Origin of the sequence: Paenibacillus sp. FSL R7-0333 (assembly GCF_038000365.1) — a bacterium.
Classification (GTDB): domain Bacteria; phylum Bacillota; class Bacilli; order Paenibacillales; family Paenibacillaceae; genus Paenibacillus_AQ; species Paenibacillus_AQ silagei.
Map to the genome: position 1 here is coordinate 1,052,591 of NZ_JBBOBZ010000001.1, position 25,704 is coordinate 1,078,294.

Annotated in this window: 24 protein-coding genes, 1 pseudogene and 2 CRISPR repeat arrays; of the genes and pseudogenes, 20 read left to right on the forward strand and 5 right to left on the reverse strand. The window is 45.1% G+C overall.

Annotation, left to right across the window (positions count from 1 at the left end; genetic code table 11):
* The first annotated feature begins 9 nt into the window (after positions 1–9).
* Positions 10–816: a hypothetical protein gene (locus MKY86_RS04365; RefSeq protein ID WP_076079604.1), complete on the forward strand. Its 807-nt coding sequence runs from the start codon at positions 10–12 to the stop codon at positions 814–816.
* 525 nt (positions 817–1,341) lie between these two features.
* Here MKY86_RS04365 and MKY86_RS04370 read toward each other — a convergent pair.
* Positions 1,342–2,280 (reverse strand): ketopantoate reductase family protein, encoded by a 939-nt coding sequence (locus MKY86_RS04370; protein ID WP_076079605.1) that lies wholly within the window; start codon positions 2,278–2,280, stop codon positions 1,342–1,344.
* Positions 2,281–2,427: 147 nt separating this feature from the next.
* Here MKY86_RS04370 and MKY86_RS04375 point away from each other — a divergent pair, with 147 nt between their 5' ends.
* Both MKY86_RS04375 and MKY86_RS04380 read left to right on the forward strand, forming a co-directional pair.
* Positions 2,428–2,979, forward strand: coding sequence for a TetR/AcrR family transcriptional regulator (locus MKY86_RS04375; protein ID WP_076079606.1), 552 nt, complete (start codon positions 2,428–2,430; stop codon positions 2,977–2,979).
* A gap of 556 nt (positions 2,980–3,535) precedes the next feature.
* Positions 3,536–4,267: a hypothetical protein gene (locus tag MKY86_RS04380; RefSeq protein ID WP_143803732.1), complete on the forward strand. Its 732-nt coding sequence runs from the start codon at positions 3,536–3,538 to the stop codon at positions 4,265–4,267.
* A 33-nt stretch (positions 4,268–4,300) separates the two neighbouring features.
* On the opposite strand, the gene pyk is transcribed toward MKY86_RS04380, so the two are convergent.
* A complete protein-coding gene (gene pyk / locus MKY86_RS04385) occupies positions 4,301–5,749 on the reverse strand; it encodes a pyruvate kinase (protein WP_076079608.1) in 1,449 nt (482 codons plus the stop codon).
* A gap of 121 nt (positions 5,750–5,870) precedes the next feature.
* Between pyk and MKY86_RS04390 the strand changes: the two genes are divergently transcribed.
* The 5 genes from MKY86_RS04390 to MKY86_RS04410 all read left to right on the forward strand — a co-directional run bounded on the left by MKY86_RS04390 (position 5,871) and on the right by MKY86_RS04410 (position 11,551).
* Positions 5,871–6,773, forward strand: coding sequence for a LysR family transcriptional regulator (locus tag MKY86_RS04390; protein ID WP_076079609.1), 903 nt, complete (start codon positions 5,871–5,873; stop codon positions 6,771–6,773).
* A 104-nt stretch (positions 6,774–6,877) separates the two neighbouring features.
* Complete coding sequence (locus tag MKY86_RS04395; protein ID WP_076079610.1) at positions 6,878–7,756, forward strand: PhzF family phenazine biosynthesis protein; 879 nt, start codon at positions 6,878–6,880, stop codon at positions 7,754–7,756.
* Between the two features lie 116 nt (positions 7,757–7,872).
* Positions 7,873–9,330 (forward strand): spore germination protein, encoded by a 1,458-nt coding sequence (locus tag MKY86_RS04400; RefSeq protein ID WP_076079611.1) that lies wholly within the window; start codon positions 7,873–7,875, stop codon positions 9,328–9,330.
* A complete protein-coding gene (locus MKY86_RS04405; RefSeq protein WP_076079612.1) occupies positions 9,327–10,442 on the forward strand; it encodes a GerAB/ArcD/ProY family transporter in 1,116 nt (371 codons plus the stop codon). The genes MKY86_RS04400 and MKY86_RS04405 overlap by 4 nt, the downstream gene beginning before the upstream one ends.
* A gap of 2 nt (positions 10,443–10,444) precedes the next feature.
* Entirely contained in the window at positions 10,445–11,551 is a 1,107-nt protein-coding gene (locus tag MKY86_RS04410) for a Ger(x)C family spore germination protein (protein ID WP_076079613.1), read from the forward strand.
* A gap of 102 nt (positions 11,552–11,653) precedes the next feature.
* Here MKY86_RS04410 and MKY86_RS04415 read toward each other — a convergent pair whose 3' ends face one another.
* Positions 11,654–12,076: a TetR/AcrR family transcriptional regulator gene (locus tag MKY86_RS04415; RefSeq protein ID WP_076079614.1), complete on the reverse strand. Its 423-nt coding sequence runs from the start codon at positions 12,074–12,076 to the stop codon at positions 11,654–11,656.
* 65 nt (positions 12,077–12,141) lie between these two features.
* Between MKY86_RS04415 and MKY86_RS04420 the strand changes: the two genes are divergently transcribed.
* From MKY86_RS04420 to MKY86_RS04470, 11 genes and pseudogenes are all read left to right on the forward strand, one after another.
* The gene (locus MKY86_RS04420) at positions 12,142–12,486 is read left to right on the forward strand and encodes a hypothetical protein (RefSeq protein ID WP_340826328.1); all 345 of its coding nucleotides are present in this window, start codon (positions 12,142–12,144) and stop codon (positions 12,484–12,486) included.
* Positions 12,487–12,738: 252 nt separating this feature from the next.
* Positions 12,739–13,659, forward strand: coding sequence for a helix-turn-helix transcriptional regulator (locus MKY86_RS04425; protein ID WP_076079616.1), 921 nt, complete (start codon positions 12,739–12,741; stop codon positions 13,657–13,659).
* A gap of 93 nt (positions 13,660–13,752) precedes the next feature.
* Entirely contained in the window at positions 13,753–14,670 is a 918-nt protein-coding gene (locus MKY86_RS04430) for a DUF2785 domain-containing protein (RefSeq protein WP_076079617.1), read from the forward strand.
* Positions 14,667–15,032 (forward strand): hypothetical protein, encoded by a 366-nt coding sequence (locus MKY86_RS04435; protein ID WP_340826332.1) that lies wholly within the window; start codon positions 14,667–14,669, stop codon positions 15,030–15,032. The genes MKY86_RS04430 and MKY86_RS04435 overlap by 4 nt, the downstream gene beginning before the upstream one ends.
* Positions 15,033–15,034: 2 nt before the next feature.
* Complete coding sequence (locus MKY86_RS04440) at positions 15,035–15,322, forward strand: hypothetical protein (protein ID WP_340826335.1); 288 nt, start codon at positions 15,035–15,037, stop codon at positions 15,320–15,322.
* 44 nt (positions 15,323–15,366) lie between these two features.
* Positions 15,367–15,453, forward strand: a pseudogene (locus MKY86_RS04445) (RidA family protein); the annotation flags it as partial.
* 172 nt (positions 15,454–15,625) lie between these two features.
* A complete protein-coding gene (locus tag MKY86_RS04450) occupies positions 15,626–16,111 on the forward strand; it encodes a ferritin-like domain-containing protein (RefSeq protein ID WP_340826338.1) in 486 nt (161 codons plus the stop codon).
* 495 nt (positions 16,112–16,606) lie between these two features.
* On the forward strand, positions 16,607–17,599 hold the full coding sequence (locus MKY86_RS04455) for an HD domain-containing protein (RefSeq protein WP_076079619.1): 993 nt from the start codon (positions 16,607–16,609) through the stop codon (positions 17,597–17,599).
* Between the two features lie 160 nt (positions 17,600–17,759).
* The gene (gene tnpA / locus MKY86_RS04460) at positions 17,760–18,161 is read left to right on the forward strand and encodes an IS200/IS605 family transposase (protein ID WP_143803733.1); all 402 of its coding nucleotides are present in this window, start codon (positions 17,760–17,762) and stop codon (positions 18,159–18,161) included.
* Between the two features lie 6 nt (positions 18,162–18,167).
* On the forward strand, positions 18,168–19,241 hold the full coding sequence (tnpB, locus tag MKY86_RS04465) for an IS200/IS605 family element RNA-guided endonuclease TnpB (RefSeq protein WP_076079621.1): 1,074 nt from the start codon (positions 18,168–18,170) through the stop codon (positions 19,239–19,241).
* Positions 19,242–19,795: 554 nt separating this feature from the next.
* Positions 19,796–21,413: a CRISPR direct-repeat array (repeat unit 32 nt; unit sequence GTCGCACTCTACGTGAGTGCGTGGATTGAAAT).
* A 93-nt stretch (positions 21,414–21,506) separates the two neighbouring features.
* Entirely contained in the window at positions 21,507–22,055 is a 549-nt protein-coding gene (locus MKY86_RS04470) for an HAD-IIIA family hydrolase (protein ID WP_076079622.1), read from the forward strand.
* A 38-nt stretch (positions 22,056–22,093) separates the two neighbouring features.
* Here the strand turns inward: MKY86_RS04470 and MKY86_RS04475 are convergent, their stop codons facing one another.
* Complete coding sequence (locus MKY86_RS04475; protein ID WP_143803734.1) at positions 22,094–22,807, reverse strand: hypothetical protein; 714 nt, start codon at positions 22,805–22,807, stop codon at positions 22,094–22,096.
* 357 nt (positions 22,808–23,164) lie between these two features.
* Positions 23,165–23,593: a CRISPR direct-repeat array (repeat unit 32 nt; unit sequence GTCGCACTCTACACGAGTGCGTGGATTGAAAT).
* A gap of 197 nt (positions 23,594–23,790) precedes the next feature.
* Entirely contained in the window at positions 23,791–24,024 is a 234-nt protein-coding gene (locus tag MKY86_RS04480) for a helix-turn-helix domain-containing protein (protein ID WP_076079624.1), read from the reverse strand.
* A gap of 117 nt (positions 24,025–24,141) precedes the next feature.
* Here MKY86_RS04480 and MKY86_RS04485 point away from each other — a divergent pair, with 117 nt between their 5' ends.
* The gene (locus MKY86_RS04485; protein ID WP_340826343.1) at positions 24,142–24,783 is read left to right on the forward strand and encodes a hypothetical protein; all 642 of its coding nucleotides are present in this window, start codon (positions 24,142–24,144) and stop codon (positions 24,781–24,783) included.
* Positions 24,784–25,704 lie beyond the last annotated feature (921 nt).

Below are 25,704 nucleotides of genomic sequence, written 5' to 3' on the forward strand. Positions count from 1 at the left end.
GGTACTGAGATGAATAGTAAAGTAACCAAAAACGTCTTCTATGAGGATCTTCAGGAGGCCGGGAGGTTCGGGGAACTGGAGCAGCGTCTCATGGGTGAGTCGAACCTGCCGGGACCCCGGGCGAATCTGGGCGCGGCTTCCACCTTCGCGGATGCTTTCGCATCGGACTGGGTGGCCAGCGAAGCCTGGGAGCTGCTTGTGGAGTGGACCGGCAAGACGGAGGCGGAAGCGCCGACGGACGATCCCCGCGAGTTCCTGCCGTTCTGCGCGCTCCAGGCGATGGGCAGCTATTACCGTTATGCGGAGCCTGCCCGCCAGGAGACTATTCTGGAGCGCTGCCGGGCGGCGATGAATGACGCCCGCTGGCGGATGCGCGAGTCGGCAGCGATGGCGCTGCAGCGCATCGGGGAGCAGGACTTCGGCGTGCTCCGCGCACTGTTCGACGGCATGAAAGGAACAGCTAACGCGCTGGAGCAGCGGGCCTTCGTCGCTGCCCTGGCCCACCCGCCGATGTTGAAGGAACAGGCCAATGTCCTGTATGCGCTGGAGCTGTCTGAGCAGATCCTGGACCAGATTGCCGCCGGACAGACCCGCTACGGCGCTGAAGAATTCCGTGTCCTCTCCAAAGGTCTGGAGTACGCACTCAGCGTTTTTGTGGAACGCGCCCCCGAGCAAGGCTTCCGCATGCTCGCCAAGTTCGCAGTAACGGATGACAAGCGGATGCAGAAGATCGTGAAGTCCAACCTCGGCAAAGCCCGCCTGGCGAAGAAATTCAGCCAGGATGTGGAGCGCATTCAGGTGTTGATGAATGCTTGATGGGGGGAGCGAGGAGGTGAGTGATGCGGCCTTATATGGTGGATTGGAGGTGCAGCGTATTGCTCCTGGGAAATATGCCCTTAGAGAGAGCGAATCCGTCTTAGTCCACCCAAGTCTGCTGCTCCATGCTCCTTCGCGGACCTGAGGGCCGTTATTTTCAAACAAACATTGTTTTTTGCGGCTAGGCGGACTGTGGTGCGCTTATTGTCTCTCTGCGAGGTGTTTTCTGGTGGCATATCCATCGATAACGGCCCTGGAGTCCGCGTATGCTGCAAAAGTTGGATTTTTCGCGGAATAAGGGCCTCTGAGTCCACTTGGGAGAGCGAAAGAGAGTATCACGCTGAGGGCTTAGCAAGTAAAGGGAACAGAGATAGCCGGCCTGCATTCATAAGTATGCGGTCCGGCTTATTTGCAGTGTTTTGTGTTTATGTATTTGTTAATTTGGATGCAGTCGCACTCTACGTGTGTAGAGTGCGTGGATTGAACTCAGAATTACTCTGTTTCAATACATAGCTTAAACCACTCCTATCCTGATACCTCTACTTTGTGTTGTCCACTGTTTTCCAAAGCCGCAGCAAGCCGAGGCAAAGCTATACCTAACTTTTTCGCTTCCCGCACAACTTCAAGTATCGCAAAACCTGCTTTACTATTGTTGTATTCCATGAAAAGGCGCGGCAAGCTGCCCTTTGCAAAAACCAGCTTGTTAAACAGCGTGCCGAGCAGTGCCAGCGGGATCTTAGTCAGCAGCAGAGAAGTCGCATCAGCTTTTCCGCCTCTGGCTTTTATTACCGGGATAATCTCCCTCATATTCCTGCCAACATTTGCGAAGGAGTCGCTATGATCCAAGAGTGCCGGAAAACTTCCCCGTCTCAACACCTCGGTCTCCATCGCCGCATTCATGGCAAAGTGATTCCATAGCCAGTTTTGCATATCCTTGATCCAACGAATTTTAAAATGGGCACTTTCCAATAGCTCTTTGACCTTGTTATTAATAGTTTCAGTGCCTACCCGTGGCTGTTCCAGAAACAGCATTTTTAAAAAGCCGCCTCTAAGCCTGTTGTCCTCAATGCCACCGCCGCCTCCCGGGAATCCAAAGACCACATTGTTCATAGACAAGGGTGAGATCGATGATTTCAAATCCTGCCAAAGGTTATTAAAGATGAGGACAGGCGTGTTCCCAGCAGTAGTCGATAATAGTTGTGCTGCTGCCGGAAGCTGCTCCGTGTGGACACTTACGATAATGAGGTCATAATCAGGTCGAATCTCCTCATGCAGTTTGACGTTCCAGTGTTCTTTTATGAGCTGTTTCCCTTTTCGTGCGTCCCACATTTCAAGCTCGATGCTGCTGCCGAAGGTTTCTTTTCTCCCTTGTCTAACGTAGAACTCCACTGTATGTCCTGCCTGTTCAAAAGCCCAAGCATATTGGGTTGATATGACACCTCTGCCGAAAAATAAAATTCGCATATTAGCCTCCTGAGCCTATATATTAATCCTGGTTGATAATCCAACAACGTGTTGTATAATTTATTGTATAGATCCGCTATACGGCTATCAACCATCAGATTTTTAAGATCTGTCGTGTAAGCGATGTACGGAAACTGGAGGCAAATAATGAAAAAGCAACCTGAACTTACGGATAAAACAAGGCAAACTTTTATTAATGTATTCTGCGATTTATATAGCCAAAAACCCATTGAAAAAATAACCATCCAAGAGATCGCTAAGCGATCAGGATATAACCGCAGTACCTTTTATCAATATTTTACGGATATCTATGAGTTGTTGGATTACGTGGAAGAGCGTGTTTTTAGATCCATTAAAGAGGAAATGGCAAGCAGAGAGTTCTCCACACATACCTTCCAAGATGCACTTCAATGCCTGGAGAATGCAGAGGAAATTTCAATCCTGAAAGCCCTCTTGGGCGACTATGGTTCTGTTCATTTTATCGAACGTCTGAAAAGAGAAATTCCTTTTGAGCGATTAATTGTCGACCTTCCGGCAAATGAAGCTTTAGCACCCTATATCATTGAGTTTTACATATCCACACTAATGTCGATGTTTCGCCTATGGATACGGAATGACAAAGATCTATCGTCGGAAGAGTTGGTCAAGCTGATAGATACCCTATTTACAAACGGAATTGGGACTACGGTGATTCCTTAATGTGTTAAGATACAACAATGATATAATGAGGGGGATTGTCCTACGGTAAAAACTCAGATCAGACAGCTAACCGTCCAAGACCGGCCTTTTGTATACTGGCATGTGGGTGGTTCCCGCCTCACGTTAAATATTTCACCCAAGGAAGATAAAACCACAAAAATCACGCTCATTTTCGCAGTCACTCCACCTGAAGAGGATCGTCACACCTCCTGGGAGTTTTATGATATTTCAGCATACAAAAACAACTCCCAAACCACCATTCATCTAGGCAAAAGTTAGCGGCCGCAATCTTTTTTTGCTCATACGGAATCAAAATGCACAGGAACCGTCAAATTTCTGTTATTTTCTTTGTCCTAACTGTTTTAAGTATTATTCTTGTACTTATGCAATTTTCAGAACTAAACTAAACCAATAATTAAAATAATACCGAGAAGCCATTTCGTGACATGAATTCACAACTCTTGTCTTAATGGGGGTCCGCAATATGAATCTTAGGCCGATAAAATTCATTTCAGTTCTAATCTGTTTTGCATTGACGGTATGCGGATGTGCTGGCTTGAAAAGCAAGGGAACGGAGCATGTTAGGGCAAGTGATTTCATTATTCCCTTGAACGTTAGCGAAGTGTTGAAGCGTCCAGAGACTGGGGTTATTGAATATTTTCAAAACCGTCGTGAAGATTTTGATGTTCTAGGCCGTTATCTGTTAGAGAATGAAAAAGTGTTCCAGACTCGGCCTGTCATACTTCAACAAGATTATTCCATCGAGAACATCCAGGACCCTGAAATTCAACAAATCGCTCAAACATTGTTTCGAGAAGGTATTGTAAAGAGGATATCCTCCTTAAATGATGCCCCTAGTAAAAGTATTGACTTTTTGTTTGATGCCGAAGACAACTTGTATCAACAAGGCATAACCTACCTCAGCCTACCAGAGATGGCCAAAGGGGATCCTTCGAAATTCAGCTATGTGAATGACTATAAGAATCTGGGCGACGGCTGGTACTATTATGTCTTCCACTATGACAAACTTAAAAATGAAGATGAATTTCGGAATCTAGCTTGGGCCCAAATCTCAGAAAAGGAAAGAAGCACTTTAACCACGCCGAAAGAGAAAGCTATAGTGATCCTAGAGTCTAGTAAAAACGTTGGCTATTGGATGGATGACAGAAAGTTAGATGTTGTTGTATCCGTTCAATTTGATACGGAAATGAACGGCCAACTGGGACCGATTACAATGTTTTTTGATCCAATGACCAAAGATTTGATCGGGGGCAATCTGCGTTTCTAATAGGCTGGAGTAAAATGCGAACTCCGTTTTTATTTAAATCCCTTCCCCAACTCGGTGAACCCGCAGCAGGTTAGTGGTTCCGGCGCAGCCTACAGGGACTCCGGCGGTGATGAGCACCAAGTCGCCATTTTGCACGTATCCGGCAGACCTCGCCAGTTCAACAGCGGTTGCTATGGCTGCATCAGTGCTGGAAGCAGACTCGTCGCGGAGCATAGGAATTACACCCCAAGTCAAGGAGAGGGCATGCAGCACGCTCTCCTTAGTGGATAAGGCGATTATCGGTGCAGCGGGCTTGTGCTTGGCGATCATCCGGGCGGTAAAGCCGCTTTCGGTCAGGGCGAGAATAGCCTTGGCGGAGAGCGTGAGGGCAGTGCGGACAACGGATTCGCCAATGGCGCTGGTCACGTTGGTGCCAGTCTCGTTACTCTTGCAGTTGGAGCGGCCGTAGCTCCCCAGGACGGACTCAGCGCGGGCGGCGATGCGGGCCATGGTCTCGACGGACTCCAGCGGGTACTTACCTGCGGCAGATTCACCAGACAGCATAACGGAATCGGTGCCATCGAAGATAGCGTTGGCGACGTCACTTGCTTCTGCACGGGTCGGACGCGGGGTCATCTGCATGGACTCCAGCATGTGAGTGGCGGTGATAACCGGTTTTCCGGCCAGATTACACTTCTTGATCATGTCTTTTTGAACCAGCGGCACATCTTCTACCGGCAAGTCCACGCCCAGATCGCCGCGCGCAACCATTAGTCCGTCGGCTACGCTCAGGATGGCGTCCAGGTTCTCCAAGCCCTCGTCATTTTCAATTTTGGCGATGATTTGGATATGGTCGGCCTTATGTTGACTCAGAATATGTTTAATCTCGAGAATATCTGCAGCTTTGCGGACGAAGGATTGAGCGATGATGTCGATATTCTGCTCAACGCCGAATTTGATGTGCCGAATGTCCTTCTCAGTTACGCCTGGAAGACTGGTTTTGATGCCGGGAACGTTGACACCCTTGCGTGGCTTCAGCTTGCCGCCGTTCTTGACGAGGCAGGTAATCTCGGTGCCTGCGGAATTTACGACTTCCAAACGCACTAGACCGTCATCGATCAGGATGCTGCTGCCAGGCTTCACGTTTTGGGGTAACTGCTTATAGGTGACTTGGATGCGGTCCTTCGTGCCGAGCACTTCCTCTGTGGTTAGAACCACGGTTTCTCCTGGTACCAATTCCACGTACTCCGAGGCCATTTTGCCGATACGAATTTCCGGACCCTTGATATCGAGCAGGACGGCCACATATTGGTTTAGTTCCTTGGCTGCTTCCCGGATGTGGCGGATGCGCTCTGCGTGCTCCTCCAGCTCACCGTGGGCTAAGTTCAGGCGGGCGACATTCATACCGGCTTGGATCAGCTTACGGAGCATTTCGGGGCTTTCGCTGGAGGGGCCGATGGTACAGACGATTTTAGTTTTACTCATGAATTTTCTCTCCTTCATCGATTAATATTTAACCTTGTGAAAATTTTCCCTTATCTTTACAATAAAGCATAACGATTCATCAGAAAAATATATATAATTTCGTTCTTCATCAATTTTGATGTAGGAGGCAGATCATCTTATGAATCTTCATGCCCTTAAAATATTTCACACCATCTCTGAAAAAGGCGGAGTCACCCGAGCTGCGGAGGAACTACGGATCAGCCAGCCTGCGGTCACGGCCCAGGTACGCAACCTGGAGAAGGAATTAGGCATACAGCTGTTAGCCCCCAAGGGGCGTGGTATCTTAGTAACCGATGCGGGTCAGATGCTGGCCAGTCATGCCAAACGATTGTTTGCATTGGAGCGTGAGCTGGATGAGGCAGTGCGTGAATACAAGGCCGGGTTCAGCGGCATCTTGCGGATTGTAGCCACCTATCTGCCTGCTAATCTCCTGCTGCCGGAATGGCTGGCACTCTACAAGCAGGAGCATCCTTCCGTGGAGGTGGTCTTGAATACTGCGAATTCTCGGGAAGCGGTGGAGGGGCTGCTACAGTACGATGCTGAGGTAGCCGTATACGGAGGCGGCTGGGAGGAGCAACCGGGTATTGAATGGGAGCAGCTTCTGGAGGATGAGCTCTGGTTCATCGTCCCGAGAAACCATCCATACGGTGGACAGGAAATTACTTTAGCGGAGATGATGAAGGTTCCCTTCATTCTGCGTGAAGAGGGAAGTTCTACCCGGGAGCGTCTCTTCTCTTTATGCCGGGCTTTGAACGTGAGTCCTCCCAAGGTCGGTCTACAATTTAATGGGGTGAACGAGATGGTTCGGGCCGTTATCGCGGGCTACGGAGCCATCTTCATCTCCTCCCTGGCGGTAAGGGACAATGTGGAACGCGGGGAAGTGGAGCGTGTGATGGTTAAGGGCACTTCGCTGCTAAATCCGATTGCCGTCTGCACCCGGAAGCAGGAGGCATTGTCGCCGGCGGCGGCAGCCTTTCTCTCACTTGTCCGGGAGCAGTCAAAAGGATGGGTAAGAAATTAACTGTTCTGCTTGCAAAAGAAGAATGGCACTATTAAGACGTTATGGAGAGAAGATTGCGGTTGCGCACATCGGTTTTTCGAAGATAAAGAGAGGACGATCAGAACATGAATGTGGAAGTGTATACGTTAAATGCGTTTGCGAAAGGGGGGCGTGGCGGTAATCCGGCAGGCGTTGTCTTGGAGGATGGCCATTCTCTGGATGCTGCTCAAATGCAGCTCATAGCGAAGGAATTGGGCTTTTCGGAGACGGCCTTTATGGAAAAATCCCTGCTTGCGGATTACAAAATCCGCTATTTCACCCCCGCCAGCGAAGTTGATCTGTGCGGACACGCCACGATTGCTGCGTTTGGGCTAATGCATTCGCTGGGTTTGTCAAAGGGAGGGACCTCCTATTCGATTGAAACCAAGGCAGGGATTCTGGAAGTCGATATTAGCTCCGAGGGTCTTGTTTATTTGTCACAGGCGTTACCACAATTTCTTGAAAAGATATCCTGTGAGGAAATCGCCCCATCTTTGGGGATGGATGCCGGGGATCTGAAAACCGGGTTGCCCATCCAGATTGTTTCGACGGGTCTGCGGGACATTATGATCCCGATCCGCAGCAGGAAGCTCTTGAATGAGGTTCAGCCAAATTTTGATGCCATAACCGCCATCAGCGAAAAATATGATGTGGTTGGATATCATCTGTTCACGCTGGATACTCCAGACGATGCTGCTGCGGAATGCCGGAATTTTGCGCCGCTGTACGATATTCCCGAGGAGAGCGCGACAGGAACATCCAACGGTGCCCTGCTCAGCTATTTGTACCAACATGGCCAACGATCCTTGCGGGAAGTAGAGAATGTCATGTTCAGGCAAGGGTATTCGATGGATTGTCTTTCTGAAATCAGGGCAGGACTGCGCCTAAGCGAGAGCGGTGAAATCAATCAGGTTCGGGTTGGCGGTGCAGTGGCTGGCATTGAACGAAGACATATCATGATATAAGCGGAATCAAAAAGCCTGTTTGCAGCTACCCGGTCGTATAATTTTTCCATTTCAGGGCAAGATAAAACCGCAGGATTTTGATTTCTTTTTTGATTTCTTTAATGAAGGAGAAGACTATGGTTGAAAAATACGGCCCTCAAATGAAAAATCATCAAATGTCCACATGGATTGATGAATTAAAACAGAAATTAAACCATATGGATGATGCCGAAATTGTTGAGCTCAGAATGGGTACCAGTGCCTCAGTCCATCTTTTATACATAAAAACGTTAATCGATCCAGAGCGTTTAAACGAGACGATTATTCAGCCACTTCATCGTTCTGCTTGCAATTCGCTTTCTTCATGCATAACCAATGCCAAAGTTTCGGAAGTTCTATCGATCGAAGATGCTGAGCAAAAAATAATGCAGGGATTTATTCTTCTAAACGATTCAGTCAACGATCAGTGGTTAGGCGTCCAACTGGAAAGCCCTCTTGGTCGGGCAGTTGAACCTTCCCAAACGGAAACTGTTATATATGGAGCGAAAGACAGCTTCAGTGAACAAATCGATAAAAACATTACAATGTTGCGCAGACGTTTGCCTATAACTACATTAAAAACGGAAAGCTTTACTATTGGTTCACTGAGTAAAACGAAAGTTGTGTTACTGTACATAGACGGATTAACAAATCCAGAATTTGTTTCCCTTGCAAGAAAGAAAATTGAAAGTGTGGATTTCGATCAATTTTTAGACTCCTCTCAGCTTGCAGCTTTTATTGAAGATCATAACCATACGGTCTTTCCGCAGTTTCTACAAACGGATCGGCCGGATGCCTGCGCCTATGCCTTAGGTGAGGGAAAGCTGACGCTATTGGTTTCCAATTCACCGTTTGCTTTAATTGCTCCCATTACTTTTTTTCATCTACTCCAATCTCCGGAAGACTACTTCCTTCGTTGGCCGGTAGCCAGTTTTTTACGTTTAATCCGGTACGGAAGTTTTATTGTTTCTTTGACGATGATTCCTTTTTATGTTGCGTTAACGACATTTCATTACCAAATGGTTCCGCTGCCGCTTCTTTACGTATTATTGGAATCGAGAGGCAAATTGCCCTTTACTCCGTTTGCGGAAGGATTATTCATGATCGTAACGCTGGAAATCATCAAAGAAGCAAGTTTGCGAATGCCGACCAAAACCAGTCAAACTTTAGGGGTTATCGGTGGTATCGTCATTGGACAAGCTGCTGTAGAAGCAGGCTTTGCAAGTAAAGTATTGATAGTGTTGATGGGTATATCCGCTATTGCTTTCTTTTTAGTTCCCAACTATCAAGTTACAAAATCCATGGTACTGATGCAAATTCTTCTTCTTGTCCTTGCATCGTTTCTGGGGTTGCCGGGAATCGTGATCGGGCTGATCGGGATTCTTGCACATCTCCATGCATTAACGTCATTAGGTCAACCTTATTTAGCACCGATCGCTCCTTTTTATGGAAAGGATTGGAATGACCTCTTTATCCGCGGCCCTTTAATTTGGATGAAAACGCGTCCGAAATATCTAAAACCACTACGGAAATGGCGACAGGAGATGAAGAAGTGAAGAGTTTATCCTTATATAATCGAACTTCCACTCCTGGCGGTATCTATTTCGTTCTATTAGTGAATCGCATGCAAATGCATTATTTTATTTTAATCATGCCGGTTTATTTGGTTCATTCGTATATGGTTTGGGGAATTGTCGCGATGGGGCTACTGTCCCAACTTAATTTGATGATGATGTCCAAATGGTTTACTTCCAGTTATGCAGCGAAAGGCTATCAAGGATTTTTACAGCTTTTCGGGAAACGGACGATTCAAGTTTTCGCAATACTTGGATTTTTGATAATATTGTTAAAAATTTCAGTCATCACACTGGGATACGTTGATATGCTCCAAAATTTTATTTTTCCATCTATGGATAAAAGGTGGCTGATCCTAATCATTCTTTTGATCAGCTTATATGTGGCTTCACATGGAATGGAGAATACATTGCGTTTTGTCGTCATCGCCTTTCTTTGCGGGGCTTGGATTTCAGTCCTGTTTATTCCTTTCTTCTTTCAATCGGATGCCAATTACCGCGATTTGTATCCTCTCATACCCACCGAATGGTCAGGACAATCATGGCAAGGTTTGTTGTTTATTTGGTCGGCATTTTCCGGTCCGGTATATTTGGCTTTTATGGTTCCATGGTTGAGCTCCAACCAAAAAATATCGAAATACCTGGTCATTGGAAACATGCTGTCGATCATGGAATATTTAGTATTGTTCGTTGCTTCGGTATTGTTTTACGGTTCGTACTACTTACGCAAGATCGATTTTCCGATAGGATATATGGGAAGCTACATTCAAACGAGCGGTTTAGAACGAATCGATTACATCCTTATCTCTTTCCATATGTTTAATTATGTGTTTGACATTTCAATTCTTCTGTTATGTTTTTATGGAGCCGGAAGAATCTTTATGAGAAAAATGAAAGAACGCACGACTTGGATCGGATTATTGTCGAGTTGGTTCGTCATTTTGATAAGCATCATCTTAATGGATCAATGGTTATGGCAAACGGTTCCGGGTCAAAAGATGTTACTGAACCTTCAAATCTGGATCGGCGCATGCATTTATTTACTTATTCCTACGATCCTTTTCACTACTGTCAAACGAAAGGAGAGTATGTAGGCATGGTTCCATACAAGCACTATGGTTTATTGGCGATTGTAAGCGTTATGTGGATGGCCGGCTGTTCTTCTCCATATGTCGAGAACAATAAGATTGAAGAGATTGCTCCGGTAGTTTTCTGGTCGGTTGACAAGGGGCCGGAAGGAAAGTTGAAAATCAGCACTTTAGTACCACCGCTCATCCAAGAAAAAAAACGTCTTCTCTCCAAGGAAGTCGATCTGTTAAAGCAGGGAGATCAGAAGTTTAATTTAATTTATTATCGGGAATTAAAGCAGGGGCAGCTGCGAATGTTAATAATTAATGAGGAGCTGGCAAAAAAAGGAGGCATTGAAAAGCTGATCAATACCATACTGGTTGATCCTGATATTTCAATGCGTGTCTATTTGTTGATTGTCAGAGGCGATTTTGATGAATACATAAAAAATCAATTGACGGAGCAAGAAAACCAAGATTATTTTCTTTATCGGATGTTAAAGCATTACGAGGAGCATAATCAAGGTGAAATGAGCATCGTCAATATTCATAAATTCATGAAGAAGGTATATTCCCCTTTTAAGGATCCGATCCTGCCGGTTTTTCATTCGGATAAGAACAATTTCAATTACATAGGAACAGCCATCTTCCAAAACGATAAAGAAGTAATGGTCATTCAAGACGTGGACGATAATATTTTTCAACTTCTGGATAACGATCATTTTCTAAAAGTCTTGGCCATTCCAAAGCTATCTATCAGTTTAGGACGGATTCGATCCAATGTTCGCATGAAACTATCGAGGGACTATTCATCCTTGTCTTTACATGTGAGCTTGAAAGGAAGAATTGAGGAGTACCAGGGAGAATTGAATATTCAAAGTGAGGAACAATTGGAACATTTAATTCATGAAACTGAGGTCTACCTTGAGGAACAAACGTCAGATTTATTAAAAAGAATGCAACGTTGGAAAGTCGATCCCTTAGAGGTCGGAACCCATTCGCTTAAGCCGTTTTCTAAAGAAATAACGGATGAGCAATGGTTGAAACATTGGGAAAACATGAGAATTAATGTTGACTACGACATCAAAGTACATCCTTTGATTAATGGAGCGGTTGATGTGTTTCAAAACAAGTAAATCGTTCCGAGCCGCTTAAGAGCGCATGATAAATTATCGACGTTAATCGGTGAGGGATATTAAATCATTACACTGTAAAACGGATGAACGATCGGGATTGGGTTAATTGAACAGATTGTTATTGCTATCGGGGAACGAAAAAAGACAATACACGACTCGCCATTCGAGTTTTGAGCTGTCTTTCTTTTTGTTATTCAAAAAAAATTCCGGGAATCCGCTTAATCGAAAATCATCAGAGAATGTTAGAAAAAAGCTGGTCAAATCTCTTATTTTTTGCTCGTGATTCTTTTTGTTCGCAATTTTATTGAAAATATCTGCAAATTTGGGCTCGTAGTACTCCATTAATACCTGTTTAAGACTTTCATAATTTCTATAGAAGGCCATTCGGCTGACGCCGGCTGTTCTAACGAGTTCTGAAATCTTCAGCTCTGATATTCTATTCGTTCGCAATAGCTCCAGCAATGCAATAGTAATCCATTCTTTGGTGTCTTTTTTAATAATTTGTGCGTGATCCGTTGCTGCCATTACACTTACTGGAGAAGAAGTATCGTGTGCGGGTAACCCTTCGTGCGATGAGCAGACAAGATGAAGTGAAAGCCATGATCATGACGGGCGGAGTGACAAATATGGAGGATTTGTCTTTTGTTCAAACGGATCTCGCTGAAAAAGCTGCCTGGGATTTCATTCAACACGAAGGGAAGGGTTTGGAATTTGCAACTGTAAATCCTGTGGGTGTGATGGGGCCGATTCTAGGCAACGATTATTCACATTCAAATGTAATTGTCCGCCAAATGCTAGAAGGCAAGCTGAAGGCTGTCCCCAAAATTTATTCTGATTATGTGGGTGTTCGAGATGTTGCAGAGCTGCATATTCTGGCAATGATTCGTCCTGAAGCAAGTGGCGGAAGAAGCAATTGTAGCCACAGGCAAAAGTAGGATGAAGGTTATCAAGGGACAGATGAAGGTATAAGTTATTGCGGGGACAATTTGCGTTTAACAACTGTCCCTTCTATGTTAGGTCGCCTGCACAGCTCCGACGTTTTGGCAATCCTGCATTCCTCTCACAAATGTCATTCTGGACATCATACCGTAGGTCTGACAAGATAATGAATAGGGTGTTTCCCAAAGATGTAATATGAAAAAAATCCACCCAGAGGAGGAGACGTTACTTAGCGTCACACACCAATCATGCGAGTCAATCGATTACTCTCCATGCTGTTGATCATCTCCGGTCAAGGTACGGTAACGGGCAAGGAGCTTGCCGAGCATTTCGAGGTATCCTTGCGGACAATCTACCGGGACATCGAGAAAATAAGCGAAGCCGGCATACCGGTTGCATCGACCAGCGGCAAGGGCGGAGGATACTATATTATGGACAGCTATAATGTAAGCAACCTCTTTCTTAATGGGGACGAAGCTCATACGTTTGTAGCTGTAATGAAGAATTTACACGGCTTGTTTGGCCGGAACGAAGCTTTTAATGACATCCTGCTAAAAGTCGAACATACCTATAAGCGGGAGCCGGGGAAGGATAAACTGACTCTGAATTTGTCCCATTTCAGCATGGAGCAGGAGATTAAAGAGTTCCTCGGGATCATAAGCGAGGCCATCACGGAGAGCAGGCTGCTGGTGTTCGACTACATCAACAGGGATATGGAATACCTGGAGCGAACGGTAGAGCCGGGCTGGATTGACTTTCGTCACGGCCATTGGTATGTTATCGGCTTCTGCCGGGTCAGAAAGGACTACCGCAGATTTAAGCTTGTGCGTATCAGACAATTGGAGCTGGGGCTGCCTTTTGCAAAAAGAGATGTGCCCGAAGCACGGATTGCCGAGGTGATTGAGCACAATTATTCGCAGGCGGGTATACAGGTTGTGTTGAGATTCACTTCGCGAATCGGCGCGCAGCTTACCGAGTATTTTGAAAAAGAGAAGATTAGCCGGGGGGAAGATGGCAGCTATCTCGTCACGGATACTTTTCCTCATGAGGAGGGCCTGCTGAAATTCATTCTAAGCTTCGGCAAGGAGTGCGAGCTGCTGGAGCCTCGTGGATTACGGGCGGAGCTGCAGCAATATATGCAAAATATGCTTCTATCCTACAATGACTGACCCCCTGGTGTCAGTCATTGTGTTTTATAGTAGTTATATCGGCTGGAGAAATACATAACGCCGCTATAACTAGGTTAGGAGTGAACCGACTAGATGAAAGCCTGCATTTTGGACGAAGATGTCAATGAATGGGGTACGAAGGACACGCGGACAGAGCTGATACACAAGCTGCACAGATTGGAGGAAGAACAGTATATCCTGCGAGAGGGAGAAAGCATCCAAGACTTTACTGATCTGATGTTGCGGCATATTGGTGACCCGGGGCCGGAGCTTCGTGAGCATATTTATTCTACCTTTTACATATGGCTGAAGCGCGATAATAAGTTCACAGATGAGGAAATGCGGCATCTATTAACTGTCCTGATGGACGACCGGTATTTGTTCTACCGGATTGGAAGCGTGGATGACCACAGTGTACTCACCAGGGCATTCGCGGTTCTGCCGATCGCTCTTATTATGCAACGGGACCGGATTCAACCATTCTTGACGCCAAAAGACTTCCAGCATCTAAAGCGCTCGCTGCTTCGCTACTATCAGGAGGAGAAGGACCTGCGCGGTTATCTGGCAGCCGAAGGCTGGGCTCATGCCGCAGCTCACGGGGCAGATGCCCTGGAGGAGCTGATCCGCTATAAGGAAAGTGACATTGAGGTGCAGCACGAGGTGCTTATGGCGATTACAGGAATGCTGCATAACGGTGTCCGGATTTTTGACGAGGAGGAAGACGAACGTATGGCTAACGTTGTGGACACGATGATCAGTGAAGCGCTGCTACCACAGCAGGAGATTGCCGACTGGATTCATAGCTTGGCGCAGTGTACGGAATGGCCGGATACACGCGCACAGAGAGTTGCCAGAGTGAACGGGAAAAATATGGTGCGCAGCCTGTATTTCAGAACACTTGCCCGGCATGACGGGAATCATCGGAGACTTACCAGCGCCATGCTGGCGGCTGAAGCTAAATTAAACCGCTTTAACGGGGCAAACCCTGCATATGGAGGTAATGAAGCTTGAGTACTCACTATTATTTCAGTTGGTTTAATGATGTTTTGCCAGAGAAGCTGGTTGAGTGGCTGCAGGAGGATCTGCAAGATAGACAATCGCTTGTTATGATTAGCGCTAAACCGTCTGATTATGAAGACGAGCAGATTAACCTTGAGGCTATAACGGAATGGACATGGCTCCAACAGTCTAATCTTATGTTTGATGAATATCATTTCATCGATTACCGCATGCAGAAGGAAGAGGCCCGGCAATGGATTCAGAACGCCTCGGTCATTTTTTTATGCGGGGGAGACCCGGTTCAGCAGCACGATTTTGTGGCGGAATTAAAAACAGCAATGCCGTTATCTTGGGGGCCAGCGCCGGGGCGTTGAACATGTCTGCCAAATGGGTAACCTCGCGTAATGTCGCCCATACAGTTGAAACAGATACGATTCAGGATGGGTTGGGCTTTGAACCGTTTGCCTATGAATCTCATTCGAAACGCGATTACGCCTCTTTCGTTCAAGGCTACCTGTTCCCCTTATCGGAGGAGATCGATGTATATGCGGCAGAGCAGGAGAGTGCGATTTCGTGTAAAAGACGGCGCAATCGAAATAATGGGCCCGGTATATTTAATATCCCGCTCGAAGATTCAGAAAATAAGTGTATGATTACGAGTTAGTATGCGAAATTTCTGATCGATTGGAATGGACAAGTGTATCGTAGATACATGCACGTTCAGTCTTTGGAGCTGTTTCGGTTAGAGACAATCTTCCAATCATCATCGATTCAATATTTGAGGTTGAAAAATAAAGGAGAACCCAGGAGGATACCTTGGAATGCCGCTCATCCAGGCACCTACTACGTTTGGTGGGAGTGTTAATATAGGAACTGTGCATTAAACCTTTCTTCGAAATAATCACACTCTGGGCTTATGTGCATATAATTGATGATGTGATTATTTGCATTTCTGGAGGTTTAGCTCATGCATAGGATGTATCCTTATCCGTATTGGTGTAGATCACAATTCGTCCCCGTTTGGGCCACTACAACTCAAGAAGCACTTGAATTAATGAGGAATGCCGTACAAGGTGAACGAAATGATGAACTTTTTTATGATCAACTCATCAGACTTGCCCCGAACCAAGAACAAGTTGAAGTGATTACCTCTATTCGGAATGATGAAAGAGGACATAATCAAATGTTCCGACAAATGTATAAGGAATTAACAGGACATGAAGTAACAGGAGTTAGCAACGAAGCTCCGGATAATGTTAATTCTTATATTGCCGGGTTGCAACAAGCCTTCCAAGGTGAATTATCTGCTGTTGAGAAATATCGAAAGATATGGTTCGGTCTTCCGTACGGCATTTACAAGGATACTCTGTATGGCATTATTCTGGATGAGCAAAAACATGCGACTAAATATAACAATCTCCTGCTACAAAACTTAGCTGCAAATCAGTTCTGATCCTACGCACGAAGAGGCCTCTTTACTCACAGGGAGTGGAGGGGCCTCTTTGCTGATTAATAAGCATCTAGTGTTCACTGGCCGTATCTGGTGTAGAGTACATAAAAAATTCCCTTTCTGCTACGCCCCATACTCGGACTGCGCAGTGTGTGGACATCAGATCAAGTTAGCATGATATAATAGGTTAATTACTTTATTTGAAAATGGGGTAAAAATATGAAAAACGAAAAGAAGGAAGATCAAAATATATATAAATGGATCTCCATAATTAGTATTATATTAATACCTCTCACTGCTGGCATCGTCATTGTATTCGATATTAATCGAGGTCCAATGCAATTTCTTATTATGACTTTAGGTCTTTTATGCATCTCTTGGATAAATTGGGCAAAGTACAAAGAGAAATCTAATTCATAAATACTTCTACTTCACAGTTTGCGTCTACTGTTCACTGGTCCGTATCTAGAATTTAAGAACACAGGAGGAAACATTGGAATGGACTTTCGGTTAAGACTTGATGGTGCTTTAGATGAAATCTATGAACCTCTATGGAAGCTCAGGATTCAGCTCACTGATGAAGAAAAAGCACTGCTCCGAAGCAAGAAGGTGCGGCGGCTTCATTACATTCGGCACGGAGGAGCTTCTTTCATCAATACCCACCATACCTTCAGCCGCTTACAGCATACGTTAGGTGTATTTGCGCTTACAGCGCATTTTGAGCCGGATAATCATACGTTGCGGGCAGCAGCATTGCTGCATGATATCGGACATGCACCTTTTAGTCATACGTTAGAATCCCTTCCAGGCGTGGATCATCATGAATGGACGCGGGAGGCCGTGTTTTCACAGGAGATCGTTGACATCCTAGCCCGTGCGAATATTCGTACAACTGATGTTATGGACTATATAGATGGATCAAAGCGTAGTCTCTTGAGGAACAAGGACGGAATTCTTCATGCAGATCATCTGGACTCTTGGGTCAGAAGTGCATTTGTCGGCGGTTATCAGACTATTTCGACTGGCGAACTTTTTGAAGCGATGAGCTATACAAATGGAAGTCTCCAGTTCACACTGGAAGCTGGTGAGCGTGTCACCGGGCTCATATGGGAAGAAGCTCGTTTGCAAACTTCCCCTGCTAACATCGGCGTAAACGCGATCATGAGGAAATTGGTTGGCAGCTTAGTACATAAGGATGGATTTGAAGCGGCGAAGCTGTCCATCATGACGGATACGCATATTGAGCAGTTGCTTTATAGTGATCCAGACACACGGGAAGAGTATGAGCAGTTGCTCATGGAATCATGGCGAATTCGCGTGTCGCGGGCAAAGCCTGCTTTTCCAGTGGAACAGGCAGTATTGAGTAAGCTCTATCTCGCGATGCCGCTCATCCAGGGTGTTGTGATCACTGAATATTCGCAAGACAGCCTTGCCACGATCAACCAGCTTACAGAGTTGCTAGGCACCTACTACGTTTGGTGGGAGTGTTAAAATATGATGAATCCAGAGAATTTAACCATCAGTTGACAGAATTACCCTATTTTATTTAAGTGGGGGATGAATGGAAACGGTCTAATCTACATGGATTCTAACCGCCTAAGATACTATAATTAAAGTATTCAGTCGTATCTTGGAAAGGTCAGTGAAATCAATGAAATTAGATTCAAATAACCATTCAGTGTTCTCCCTTCATTTTCACCTTATTCTAGTCATCAAGTATCGTAGGAAAGTAATTACAGATCCAATATCCGAACGTCTGAAAGAGATATTTGCATACATTCAGCCTACTTACAATGTGACTTTGCAGGAATGGAATCATGACAGGGATCACGTTCATATCCTAATGAAAACTCATCCTAATACCGACATTTCTAAATTTCTCAACGCTTATAAGAGTGCATCATCTAGGCTGATCAAGAAGGAGTTTCCTACCCTCCGAAAATCACTTTGGAAAGAGGCTTTTTGGTCACGCTCCTATTGCTTGCTTACAACGGGTGGAGCGCCAATAGACGTCATTCAAAAATACATCGAAAACCAAGGTGTGAAAGGGTGATCGCCATTGCTGAAAGCCTACAAATACCGTATCTATCCAAGCCATGGGCAACAACACTACTTCGCTAAAGTGTTCGGATGCGTTCGCTTCATCTACAACAGAATGCTTGCAGATAAAATTGAACATTACAAGCAAACGGAAACGATGCTGAGGAATACACCCGCACAATACAAAAAGGAATTCGACTGGCTGAAAGAAGTCGATAGCCTTGCCTTAGCGAATACACAACTGAATTTAGACAAGGCTTATAAGAATTTTTTTCGGGATAAGAAAACGGGATTTCCTAAATTCAAGAGCAAGAAGACGAATAATCATAGCTTCACAACGAATAACCAAAATGGAACAGTGGCTATAGAGGATGGACATCTCAAGATTCCAAAGCTAAAAACTGGCATCAAAATCAAGCTGCACCGCCCATTCGTGGGGCTGATCAAATCATGCACGATTTCAAAAACACCAACGGGAAAGTATTATGCTTCCGTATTGGTTGAAACGGATATCGTCCAGTTGCCCAAAATGCATACGAAGATTGGCGTTGATCTTGGGCTGAAAGACTTTGCTATTACTTCAAATGGCGAAATCATATCCAATCCTAAATACTTGCGTACGTCTGAAAAGCGATTAGCGAAGCTGCAAAAGGATGTATCGCGGAAGAAGAAGGGAAGCCATAACCGTCATAAGGCTAGGCTGAAAGTTGCCAAGCTACATGAAAAAATAGCGAATCAGCGTAAAGACTTCTTGCATAAAACGTCTGCCAAAATGATAAACGAAAACCAAGTCGTCGTGATGGAAGACTTACGTGTAAAGAATATGATGCAGAATCACAAACTTGCAAAAGCGATTAGCGAGGTATCTTGGAGTATGTTCCGTTCGATGCTTGAATATAAGGCTCAATGGTATGGCAGAGAACTTATTATTGCCCCTAAGCACTATGCAAGTAGTCAGCTTTGCTCCTGTTGCGGTTATAAGAACGCAGAGGTGAAGAATCTCGCCTTGCGAGAGTGGACTTGTCCAGAATGTAATGTGCATCATGATCGCGATGTAAACGCTGCTCAAAACCTACTGAAACTAGCCATGTGATATTGCAATGATTGGGCTAGGGACTAGCCTTTGAGCTTGGGTAAACTTGGAGCAGTAGCTTCATTGACCAAGAAGCCGCCACCTCTTAGGTGGATGGTAGTTCACATTAACTGCTCTGGTTCTTGCTGTCTTTGGCTGCTACGCGCTTATTATGAGATTATTTTTCTAATGATGGTCTTATCTTCAAAAAAAGTCCAAAAAATTGTGGCCGAGTGCCTTATCGATAACATTCCATCTATCAGAGTTTTGGAGAAATTAAATTTTACACGAACCGGAATAGAGAACGGAATGATTATGTGGGAATTACTGAATATACACTAATTTATCGTCATGCAGAATGACTTGCGATGGATTAAAATAGAAAAGAGAGTCGGTGCGAATGTCAAGCTCCCATGAAATTCCCGGGAGTTTCGCACCTCAGAATTTGTCGAAAGTCTATAAATATGAGGGTAGTCTTGATAAGTCAAGGGTGGTCTTATATCTTTTCAAGAATAGAATTAGGAGCCAGATAGTGAATTAATACTGGAAAAGCATGGTTTATGCTGTTTTTCGCTGTCGCACTCTACGTGAGTGCGTGGATTGAAATTTAGAAATAGGCTGAGTTTCGGAGGTAGTGTGCGTCGCACTCTACGTGAGTGCGTGGATTGAAATCTGAGAGGGAGCACAAATACACCGCCTTTGAGCGAGTCGCACTCTACGTGAGTGCGTGGATTGAAATCTCCGTATACAGCAATGTACTGTACAGCGACTCACGTCGCACTCTACGTGAGTGCGTGGATTGAAATTATATTGACAGTCGTAGGCCGGAGAATGCCGACCGTCGCACTCTACGTGAGTGCGTGGATTGAAATAGTGTCCCCAAGGGTAGCTCTCTTGCTCCGCAGGTCGCACTCTACGTGAGTGCGTGGATTGAAATTTTTGCGTTTTATTTAAATAATCCAGCACGGAAGTCGCACTCTACGTGAGTGCGTGGATTGAAATTGTCCGATGTGGAGGATAAAGCGAAGGAAGTATTTGTCGCACTCTACGTGAGTGCGTGGATTGAAATAGGATATCGGAGATGCCGCAGGGAATGCAGCGGGGTCGCACTCTACGTGAGTGAGTGGATTGAAATGAGGCTGTTAAGCCGTTGATTGCTGAGGCATTTTGTCGCACTCTACGTGAGTGCGTGGATTGAAATGGCATGTCGCTGATTGGCCCTAATGCAAACGGCGTCGCACTCTACGTGAGTGCGTGGATTGAAATAATAGAAGCATAGGCGTTACCCATGGCTCGGCTGGGTCGCACTCTACGTGAGTGCGTGGATTGAAATAATATAACGTTTCCGAGAGTTGCCGGAGCCGAGACGTCGCACTCTACGTGAGTGCGTGGATTGAAATAATAGAAGCATAGGCGTTACCCATGGCTCGGCTGGGTCGCACTCTACGTGAGTGCGTGGATTGAAATAATGCCTTTTTCCTTGTTGATGGTCACAAATTGCTGTCGCACTCTACGTGAGTGCGTGGATTGAAATTACGAAAGAAGAGAGGTCAAGGATATATTGGCTTAGTCGCACTCTACGTGAGTGCGTGGATTGAAATATCGGTCTGAGTGACCGGGCAAAGATGGCTAAGTCGCACTCTACGTGAGTGCGTGGATTGAAATGCAAATGGATCACAAGTGAAGTCATCCCAATGATCGTCGCACTCTACGTGAGTGCGTGGATTGAAATAGTGTGATAGATGTAAATAGGTACACGCCCGGAGGTCGCACTCTACGTGAGTGCGTGGATTGAAATCCCTGCGCAAACTCGATCATATGCAGATCCCACTCCGTCGCACTCTACGTGAGTGCGTGGATTGAAATGCTCCATGCCTGCCCAGTATCCGGGCCAGCGCTCCGTCGCACTCTACGTGAGTGCGTGGATTGAAATCTAGCCCAACATCCGAAGCCGTCAAGGTGACAGTGTCGCACTCTACGTGAGTGCGTGGATTGAAATGGTAATGATGTCTGTTACCTTGCCTTTGGCAGTGTCGCACTCTACGTGAGTGCGTGGATTGAAATTTAACTCCATATTATCGTTAATGGTCTTACTTAGTCGCACTCTACGTGAGTGCGTGGATTGAAATAAACAGTTGGCTATTGCTACAGACGATGCCCGGTCGCACTCTACGTTAGTGCGTGGATTGAAGTATCTAACGAGGTGATGTCCATGAGAGGTTTTGTAATCGTTGTTTTGATTTTAGTTGTGGCTTTGGATTCTTCAGGAAGAAGAGGTGAACCCGCTTGACCCTTCAAGCTGTATTTGTGGATCGCGATGGAACCTTGGGCGGGAACGGTCATTTCATTCACCCCCGGAATTTTGAATTATTTCCATCCTCATTAGAAGCATTGCAATTATTCAAAAAATATGAAATCCCAATCATCGCCCTAACGAACCAACACAACATATCTAAAGGGTTTGCTACAGAATTAGACTTTAGGAATGAATTTGACAGTTACGGATTCTACTCCGCATACATATGTCCACATGAGCCTGAAGACGGCTGTGTATGCCACAAACCGCAACCTGGGATGCTTCTGCAAGCGGCAACCGATCATGGATTAGATTTAACCCGGTGTGCTGTGATTGGCGATGTGGGTTCAACTGATATGCTTGCAGCCGCAGCAGTGGGGGCCAGAAGAATTCTGGTAGAGACAGGCTGGGGGCTGCAGTCTTTGAATAAGTACCGTCACCTGTGGTATGAGCAAGCAGAACCAGATTACATCGCGAAAGACCTTCTGGATGCGGCAAAATGGTTAGTTAGCACAATAAAGCGGACCACGCTTGAGTAGAACTGCGTTGTCCGCTTTGTTTTGCTAGGGTCCCTCGGTTATTGCACGTTTTCCGGGTTAAACTCCGTTAGGCGGATCAAAGGCTTTTTCCTCCGAGTTCCTTTTTTCGTTGTGGTATTTCCTTGTTCGTCCGTTCTCCTCTCTACAAATCGTCCGGTCAAAAAATTGATATCATCCTCGTCCGCTTGATCCATGGTAGTTGCTCCTGTGAAGTAGCTTCCGCTTGTTGCTCCGATCAAAAACCAATCATGATCCTGGTAGCGGAATCTATATTTGTTATACCATCTCCAGTTGCTCCCCCCATAATCGCTAACCAATACAGATCCCCTATTAATAGTAATGCTCTCAAAAGGATCGCCCCAAACTCCGCCTTCATCCGCTCGCAAAATGACATTTTCGGCGATGATGGATAGGGTGTACGTATTATTTTTGCCGCCAAATGCGATTAAGAGTGACCGTGGAGACGCCTCGTCCTTAACCGTATCCTTCTCAATGACCGTTGCGAGATCTGAGATCCCGTCTTTATTCAAATCTCCTTTGGCGATAGCCTTTTCTCCCAGGACAGGCTCTAAAATGTGCCAACCTGCCGGAATTAGTGCATTGATGTTATTTACTTTGGCCTCTGGTTTTGGGGTATGGGATGGCGCTGCTTTCGCCTCCGCAGTTTGAAGTTGAGAAGGATCAGTACACCCCACTATGTAGCTTAAAAGGGCAACCATACCTACGGACCTTACTATTAGTTTTTTCATCAAGTTAAATTCCCTTCCTCATCCTGTGTTTCAGCTTAATAATTACCTGTACGACCCTTAGTATATAGAATGGATTGATGAACATGTAACACCTTACACACAACAAAAAAACTACAATATTGAGAGATTTATAGTTATGCAGAATTACTTGCGATGAATTAAAATAGAAAAAGAGAATCGGTGCGAATGCCAAGCTCCCATGAAATCCCTGGGGGTTTCGCACCTCGGAATTTGTCGAATTCCTGACAGGTTGATAGTGCTAGTTGAATGTCAAGGTGTGATTCATACTCTTCTGATATAATATTAAGGGAAAAGAAGTAAAACGATGTGTGAAATGCAGTGGTTATGCTCTTTGTCGCTGTCGCACTCTACACGAGTGCGTGGATTGAAATTTCGGTATCGCCTCCCCATCTAAGCTCATGATTGGTCGCACTCTACACGAGTGCGTGGATTGAAATGACCAATCCACTTGGATGTAATCCGGCGTATTGGTGTCGCACTCTACACGAGTGCGTGGATTGAAATCTTAAGGGCTTGTCGGCCAGGACAGGCCCTTGAAAGTCGCACTCTACACGAGTGCGTGGATTGAAATCGGTAAAAACTTATCTGATAGATTAATAATATTAGTCGCACTCTACACGAGTGCATGGATTGAAATATGGGGGTCAAGGGGATTCGGCTGCTCATGGATGTCGCACTCTACACGAGTGCGTGGATTGAAATGGCATCAGGTGCAGCCGTACGGCGATGTTAATGTGTCGCACTCTACATGAGTGCGTGGATTTAAATCTCAAGGGGAAATACTTTGGGGGTTAAAGCACTTAAATGATTGGACTTACTGTAAAACGGATAATAACGAATACGGTTGGGTCCCAGCTTTTTGTTTATCTGACTTACAGGATTCTTGTTAGCTCCTGCTCATAAGTAAAAGCACTGAATATCTGCGCAGCCGCAGGACTCAGTGCTTTTTTTTATAAAATCCTATCCTATTTCTTTCGGCGTACCTCAAATAAGTCGTTAGGGCTGACTTCAAAATAAAGACACAACTTCATGATCAACTCTGCCGATATCTTCTTCTTGTCCATGTTGGTGTTATGTACTAGTTCCATTATGGTTGTTCTCCGATGCCCAATCTCATTGGACAATTTTAGTACTGAGATATTGTGTGCCTTTAAAATTTGGTCGAGTTTACAATGGAGCGTATATTTATCAAATTCCATAGGGGACCTCCTAAATAAAAATGGTTGCACTTTAAAGGTGCATAATGTATATTGTTGATATAGAGGTTGAACTTTAAACGTGCAGTTCCCTTGAGGCAATCAAATGGAGGATGCTCTATGCCCAAACGTCGCTCTCGTAAGCTTAACACTCAAGCTATTCTTGAAATTTTCCGTAAAAACATAGTGTGGCCAGAACTTCAAGGATTACCTGATAATATTCACTACTATCACCTCATTGATGCACTGGGGCGTAAATGGCAGACCATCGGTTGTCATGTTACGGATGCGATTAAGGTTTTCAAAATGGGCGCTTACCCACCTTGGACAATGATTATTGAAAAAGCACCTGACAAGCCTGATATTACATCCCAAGAGTTGATAGCGATCCTGAATTGTGATGATAAAGCGTTGATTAGTGACATGCAAATTATTTTAAACACACCAAAAAGATGCAATCAGTTTATAAATACTATTGTTAACGTTAATCATTATAGCATTTTTACAGTGTTATATGAGCTGAAAAATGAGTATCTGTTAAATGATCCAATGCCCAATTCAGATTTTGAAGCTCTGTATAAAATAAATCCAATTGAGGCGTTATCGCGATTTTACTTGGAAAATGTAGATACGTTGGATTATTGGGATTGGCTGCAATCTGGAGGTATGGCCGAGTTAGCTGTTCATTTCAGATCCGAGAATCCTACGCTAAGTTTTATACAAGCTATCGAAAAGGCTGAGCGGAGTAACAACAATACATAGACTTCTGAGCTAGGAGTGAGCTAATTGGTTTGCAGAAAATAAGTGGTGGAGTAAGATAGGAGGGAGGGCTGGTGCGAATGCCAAGCTCCCATGAAATCCCTAGGGGTTTCGCACCTCAGTATTTGTCGAAACTCTAGCAAACAGTGAGTAATCCTGAGAAGTCAAGGGTTGATGTATATCTTATCAAGATTAGAGTTAGAGGAAACATAGAGAATTAATACGGGAAAAGCATAGATTATGCTGTTTTCCGCTGTCGCACTCTATGTGAGTGCGTGGATTGAAATCTGTAGCGTCATTTGTAGCCGATCCCGTCAGTCCAAGTCGCACTCTATGTGAGTGCGTGGATTGAAATCTGGATATGATCGGTTTAGAGTGGTCGGGCAAGATGGTCGCACTCTATGTGAGTGCGTGGATTGAAATGTCCTATTGGCCTGCAAGCGCTGCGGCAGCGTCAGGTCGCACTCTATGTGAGTGCGTGGATTGAAATAACTCATTTGATGTGTCCATAGGAGATCTATAGGTGTCGCACTCTATGCGAGTGCGTGGATTGAAATTTGGATTAAGCCCGCAGGGATCACCACAGCAGCCAGGTCGCACTCTATGCGAGTGCGTGGATTGAAATATCGTCGCGTTTTCAGATGCGCGAGAGAATGTTGGTCGCACTCTATACGATTGCATGGATTGAAATAAAATGCTACTCACAAAAGGCCATACGTGATCTAATAACGATCCATCTATGAGAGTACGTGATTGAAATAATGTACACGATTTTCCTTTGAAGTCTGTTCTCAAAGTATTACTTTTTACGAGTGCATTGGTTCAAGGAGTAGTGCAGTACTGAATGTATTATTGTCTTGCAGAATATTAGCCATAGAGTAAAATAGGAACGAAGGTAGGTGCGAATGCCAAGCTCCCATGAAA